The 6,684-nt window shown below is 33.0% G+C and carries 6 protein-coding genes and 1 pseudogene; all 7 read left to right on the forward strand.

Going from position 1 to position 6,684, the window contains the following annotated elements; all coding sequences use genetic code 11:
• Positions 1–569 (forward strand): annotated as a pseudogene (locus ACIQZC_RS07925) (hypothetical protein); the annotation flags it as partial.
• Positions 569–1,573 (forward strand): VWA domain-containing protein, encoded by a 1,005-nt coding sequence (locus tag ACIQZC_RS07930; protein ID WP_396138697.1) that lies wholly within the window; start codon positions 569–571, stop codon positions 1,571–1,573. The pseudogene ACIQZC_RS07925 and the gene ACIQZC_RS07930, both read left to right, overlap by 1 nt.
• A gap of 10 nt (positions 1,574–1,583) precedes the next feature.
• Positions 1,584–2,627 (forward strand): VWA domain-containing protein, encoded by a 1,044-nt coding sequence (locus ACIQZC_RS07935; RefSeq protein WP_396138698.1) that lies wholly within the window; start codon positions 1,584–1,586, stop codon positions 2,625–2,627.
• Entirely contained in the window at positions 2,620–3,387 is a 768-nt protein-coding gene (locus tag ACIQZC_RS07940; RefSeq protein WP_396138699.1) for a tetratricopeptide repeat protein, read from the forward strand. The genes ACIQZC_RS07935 and ACIQZC_RS07940 overlap by 8 nt, the downstream gene beginning before the upstream one ends.
• Positions 3,388–5,172, forward strand: coding sequence for a BatD family protein (locus tag ACIQZC_RS07945; protein ID WP_396138700.1), 1,785 nt, complete (start codon positions 3,388–3,390; stop codon positions 5,170–5,172).
• 45 nt (positions 5,173–5,217) lie between these two features.
• Positions 5,218–5,598 (forward strand): GxxExxY protein, encoded by a 381-nt coding sequence (locus ACIQZC_RS07950; RefSeq protein WP_396138701.1) that lies wholly within the window; start codon positions 5,218–5,220, stop codon positions 5,596–5,598.
• Between the two features lie 100 nt (positions 5,599–5,698).
• Complete coding sequence (locus ACIQZC_RS07955; RefSeq protein WP_396138702.1) at positions 5,699–6,457, forward strand: tetratricopeptide repeat protein; 759 nt, start codon at positions 5,699–5,701, stop codon at positions 6,455–6,457.
• The last annotated feature ends 227 nt before the right edge of the window (positions 6,458–6,684 follow it).

Below are 6,684 nucleotides of genomic sequence, written 5' to 3' on the forward strand. Positions count from 1 at the left end.
CTTTTGGATTAGAGTATTTAAAAGAGCATCACATTGGTTATTCTACAGAAGAATTATTAGAAAAAGAATGGATAACTTCTGAATATGGTGAACCAGCTATTGTGATTCAAACACCAAAAGTATTGAAGCGAAATAACGATGAAAAAATTCAAAATAATCTTCCAGAAAACGTAAAATCGACCAACAAATTTACTTACGGAAGTATCGTTGATGATTTTTCAATTGTATTAATTACCACCGCTTTTAAAGACACCACAAGATTAGATATTGAAGTAGCGCTGGAAAATGATTTAAAAGAATTAGAACGTTTTGGTGCAAAAAATATTATTGTAAAAACCGCCGATTTTGAAAATGTAAAAGGTTTTTCAGGAAAAAAATCCTATGGAACGTTTACTGCATTTAATTCAATTACCGAAGAAGATCAAAAAATGAGTTACGAAATAGTTGTTTTTGCCCAGCCGGGGGGCGCTCAAGAATTTTTCTTAATCTATAAGGAAGATGATGAACATGCAAAACAAATTATAGAGAAAATTCAGAATTCAATCGAACTAAGAAAAGCAAAACAATAATGGGAAAAGTAACCTTTTTAAATCCAGAATTTTTATGGCTGTTTTTGGTGTTACCAATAGCAATAGCTTGGTTGTTTTATAAACGAAATCAGCTATCGGCAACGTTAAAAATGAGTTCGCTAGAGCCTTTTAAACAAAATCGTTCCTTTTTTGCTAAAGCCAAACCGTTTTTATTTGCTGTTCGATTGGTTGCTTTAGCGTTTATCATTATAGCTTTAGCACGACCAAGAAGCGTAGATGTTACTTCAAAATCTAAAACTACTAAAGGAGTTGATATTGTAATGGCCATTGACGTTTCGAGTAGTATGTTGGCAAACGATTTAAAACCCAATCGTTTAGAAGCTTTGAAAAAAGTAGCTTCAACTTTTGTACAAGACCGAGTAAATGATCGTATTGGCTTAATAGTTTATGCTGGCGAAAGCTACACCAGAACACCAGTAACTTCAGATAAAGCCATTTTATTACAATCGTTAAAAACCATAGAATATGATGATTCTATTCTTGCCGATGGAACCGGAATAGGCGTTGGATTAGCCACAGCGATAAATCGCATTAAAGACAGTAAAGCAAAAAGTAGAATTGTAATTTTATTGACCGATGGAGTAAATAATTCTGGGACAATTGATCCTAGAACAGCTGCTGAAATTGCTAAAGAGTATGGCATAAAAGTGTACACTATAGGAATTGGAACCAATGGAAACGCATTATTTCCGGTTGCTAAAGACGCTAATGGAAAATTAGTTTTCAAAATGATGCCGGTAGAAATTGATCAAAAATTAATGCAAGAAATTGCAAAAACCACCAATGCAAAATATTATAGAGCTACTTCTAATAGAAAACTAAAAGCCATTTATGACGAAATTAATAAGCTCGAAACTACCGAAATAGATGAACAAAAATTCTACAACTATGACGAAAAGTATAGAATGTTTGCATTGATAGCATTCGTTTTGTTAGGAACAGAATTAGTAGCCAGAAACACCATTTTTAGAGGAATCGTTTAGAAAAAGAAGTATGTTTGAACTAGAAAGCCCAAAATATTTTTATTTGTTAGTCCTAATTCCATTAGTGGCAGTGTTTTTCTTGTTTAATTTATATTGGAAAAGAAAACAACAAGCTGCTTTTGCAGATATGGAATTATTTCAAAAATTGAGTCCGGAACAATCCGTTTTTAAACCGGTTTTAAAATTAGTGATTGTGCTTTTAGCAATTTTATGTGTTGTTATAGCCTTGGTCAACCCAAAAATGGGCACTAAAATGGAAACCGTAAAACGACAAGGAATTGATATTGTATTTGCAATAGATATTTCAAAAAGTATGTTGGCCGAAGATATTGCGCCTAGTCGTTTAGAAAAAACCAAACAATTGGTGTCGCAAATCATCAATCAGTTAGGAAATGACCGTGTAGGAATTGTCGGTTATGCCGGTAGCGCTTATCCTGTTTTACCAATGACAACCGATTACAGTATTGCCAAAATGTATCTGCAAAGTATGAATACCAATATGGTTTCTTCGCAAGGAACGGCCTTTAATGATGCCATTAAACTTTCGGTGGATTATTTTGATATTAAAGACACCAGTAAACTGATTATTTTAGTTTCCGATGGTGAAGATCATGGCGATGGAGCTAATGAAGCTATTGAAATGGCTCAGGAAAAAGGCGTTCGTATTTTAACGATTGGTGTAGGTTCAGAAAAAGGAGCTTTAATTCCATTAAAAGATAATAGTGGTAAGATTACGTCTTATAAAAAGGATCAAAACGGAGAAAATGTAATTACAAAATTGTATCCAGACGTTTTACAGAATATCGCTAATAAAACTAAATCAAAATACATCGTTGGTTCCAATACAAAAGAAGTTGTTGAAGAGGTTAAAAAAGCATTGGACAAAATTGAAAAATCAGAATTTGAGTCGCAACAAATAGCCGATTTTGAATCGCAATATCAATGGTTTTTGGCGTTCGGGTTTTTATTATTACTGGCAGATCTATTTTTGTTGGAGAAAAAAACGAGTTGGGTGCAAAAGTTGAATTTATTTAACGAGAAAAAACATGAATAAGATTATTTATAGTGTTGTGTTACTAATTAACGGATTTCTTTTCAGTCAGGAAAGTGATAAAAATTTGTATGCAGGTAACCAATCGTTTGCCCAAAAAAATTACGCGACCGCTGAAGCAGATTTTCGGATAACTGAATCCAAAAAATCACCTAAAAAAGCGGTGGCAGGATATAATTTAGGGAATAGTATTTATCGTCAAAATCAACATGGCGAAGCTCAAATAAAATACATTCAAGCTTTAGAATCGGCAAAATCTAAAATCGAAAAACACTTTATTTATCATAATTTAGGGAATACTTTTATGATGGATAAAAATTATGAAGCGGCGGCTGAAGCTTATAAAAATGCCTTGCGCAATAATCCGTTAGACGAAGAAACGCGATACAATTATGCGTTGGCTAAAAAGAAGAAAAAGGAAAATCCGCCAAAAGACAATAAAAAAGACAACAAAGGCGGCGGCGGAAAAGACAACAAGCCACAACCAAAAGACAACGAAGGCAAAAATGACAAAGGAAACGATAAAAAGGATTCTGATAAAGACCAGCAAAACAATAAAGACAAACAAGGCGATAAGCAACAAGGAAAAGGCGACGGCGAAAAGAAAGAAGATAAAAACGAATCGCCAAAGCCAAGTGGCGCAGACAAACAACGCATCGATAATATATTAGATGCCGTTAATAATGCAGAAAAGAAAGTGCAAGACAAAGTGAATGCTAAGAAAGTAAAAGCACGTCCTGCATCAAATGAAAAAGATTGGTAAATGATGAAAAAAAGCGTAGTACTGTTTTTTTTATTGCTTTATTCGGTGGTTTCGGCTCAAGTAAAATTTGAAGCACAAACCGATCGAGATTCCTATGGATTAAACGAACGTTTTCCTATTGCGTTTTCAATAAATAATGAAGGCGATAATTTTCAAGGGCCAAAATTTCCTGGTTTCAAAGCAGAAGGGCCGTTTATCAATAAAGGAAACCAAACGTCAATTACGATTATCAATGGGAAAATGACCCAAAAAAGAGAAATTACCACTCAAGTTATTTATTATTTAACACCTACTAAAAAAGGAACGTTCACCATTGGTTCGGCTTCAATAGAATATAATGGAACTCTTTATAAAACGGTTCCTATAAAAATTACCATTACCGATCCGATACAAATGCCAAGTTATCCTGGTCAAAATCCAAGACAACAACAAAATTATAATTTTGGAGAAGGAATTCATTTGGTAGGCGAATTATCTTCCAGAAATGCTTATGTTAACGAACCCGTTACGGTAATTTATAAATTGTATTTTCCTTATAATAGTTCGGTTTCTAACTTACGCAATTTTCAAGCCCCAAAGTATCAAGATTTTTGGAGTCAGTATATCGACATGAAACAACTTCGTGCCGAAAAAGGAACGTATAACGGAAAAGATTATAGTGTTGTAGAACTCCGAAAAGTTATTTTATATCCACTTGAAGCTGGCGCCAAAAGAATCGAACCTTTTAAGATTGATGTAGACGCTGAGGTGCCTACTGGAAGAAGTGATTGGTTTGGTCGAATGGAAATGACCACTGTTCAAAAAGCGCTTTCCACAGGAATACAAACCATAACCGTAAAACCACTTCCCGAAAATGGAAAACTATCGAGTTTTTCAGGAGCCGTTGGGATTTTTGATTTTAAAGTTTCGCCTTCAAAAACAAAATTAAAAGCAGGTGAATCTCTAGATTTAGAAGTAAGTGTTTCTGGAAAAGGGAATTTAAAATTATTTACACTTCCAAAACCAATTGTACCAAGTTCATTAGAACTATACGATCCTGCTCATACTGAAAATGTGCAAACACCGGTTACAGGAATGGTTGGAAAAGTTTCCGACAAATACACAATTATACCGCAATTTAAAGGAAAATACACGATTAAACCAATAGAGTTTTCCTATTATGATTTAAAAAGTAAAACTTATAAAACAATTGCTTCAAAAGAAATTATATTAGACGTATTAGAAGGAGATGGAACGGTAGTTTCTAATCAAGCAAACACAAACAAACAAGCGGTTCAGAAAAAAGAAGTATTCCAATTTAATAAGTTAAAAACCGAATTTGTAGCTTCAGCCAAAGAAGATTTCTTAGGCTCAGGATTGTTTTATGGGTTGTTATTTGCGCCACTATTACTAATTCCAGTGGTCATTTTACTTCGCAAACAAAAAGAAGCAAAAGATGCTGATGCTTTTGGCAATAGAGTAAGAAGAAACAATAAATTAGTTAAAAAATATTTGTCGGAAGCTAAAAAACAAATGGGCGATAAAGTACCGTTTTACATGGCGATGGAAAAAGCATTACACAATTTCTTGAAAGCCAAATTACATATTGAAACGGTGGAGATGAGTAAAGATAATATTATTGAATTGTTGCAAGAAAGAAATGCTTCAGAACAAAGTATTTCTCAATTTATGGAGTTAATGAACGATTGCGAATTTGCACGATATGCACCCGCAACCGACACTGCTATGAATAACGATTTTGACAGAGCCATTGAGATAATAACGGAACTTGAAAAACAAATTTAACCACAAGGGACACAAGGAAGGCGCAAGGAACACAAAAAATGAAATATGACGGAACAGGAAATTTCTAAAATAGTATTTGATTGTGCTTTACGAGTTCATAAAGCGTTAGGTCCAGGATTGCTTGAAAGTGCATATGAGGAATGTTTGTATTATGAGTTGAAAAAATCAAATCTTAAAGTTGAAAAACAAAAACCATTACCTTTAATTTATGAAGAAGTCAAGTTAGATGTTGGCTACAGAATAGATATAATTATTGAAGATAAATTTATTGTTGAAATAAAAGCAGTTGAAGCATTAAACGAAGTTCATTTAGCACAATTGTTAACCTATTTAAAATTGTCCGAATGTAAATTAGGGTTGTTAATAAATTTTAATGTCAAATTATTAAAAAACGGAGTAAAAAGAGTCATCAACGGAATTTTATAGTCAAAGCTTAGTGACCACTTTAGGGGCTAAATTTAGTAATTAAAATAGTGAACATAGTGCTTTCTTTGTGCTCCTTGTGGTTAAAATAAAAAGATTTAATATGAAAAAATACATTCTCTTTTTCACACTACTATTTCAATTCGTCTTTGCAAACGAATCAATAGACGCAACTTTCAAAAAAGCAAACGATTTATACAACAAAGAAGATTATCAAAACGCATTACAAACGTTTGAAAGTATTGAAAAACAAGGTAACATTTCGGCTGATTTGTATTTTAATATTGGTAACTGTTACTACAAATTAGGAAAAGTAGCACCATCGATTTATAATTATGAAAAAGCACTACTTTTAAACCCCGATGATGAAGGAATTCAAACCAATCTATCTTTTGCACAAAAAATGGCAATAGATGATATTAAAATCCTTCCAGAAGTTGGTTTTAAGAAAATGCTAAAAGAGTTTACAAGTACATTTCATTACGACACTTGGGCTTGGATTGCTGTTTGTATTGCATTTTTGAGTTTACTTTCTTTTTTAGGCTATTATTTCGGGAATACGGTGTTATTAAAACGTACTTTTTTCAGCTTATTTATATTGCTATTAATCGGAATTAGCGTAACCGTTTTCTCTGCTTTTTTACAGAAGAAATACGACAAAAATTACAATCCAGCCATTGTTTTTGCAGAAGCAACCACTTTAAAATCCGAACCCAAAAACAGTTCTGAAGATTTAGCAACACTTCATGAAGGCACAAAAGTTTTCGTTTTAGAAACCTTAGGGAATTGGTCACAGGTAGAATTAACCGACAAAACCAAAGCGTGGATTAATAAAGAAGCTATTAAAGAAGTGAAAAAATAGTATTCCAATTCCATCGAGTATCAATCTTCAATATCGGGTTAATCCATCTTAAAAAATATTGAATAAATAACAAGGAAGATAGATTGCATAAAAATCAAAACCATCGATTATCTTTGCAAAACTAATATAGAAAGTTGGGAACAGTCTTTTTTCTTTTCTCTTTTTTCTTTCATCTATAAAAAATGTCAAGAGACGAACAATTAAAACAGCGTTGGGAAAGCGTTGTC

Origin of the sequence: Flavobacterium sp. (assembly GCF_044338735.1) — a bacterium.
Classification (GTDB): Bacteria; Bacteroidota; Bacteroidia; order Flavobacteriales; family Flavobacteriaceae; genus Flavobacterium.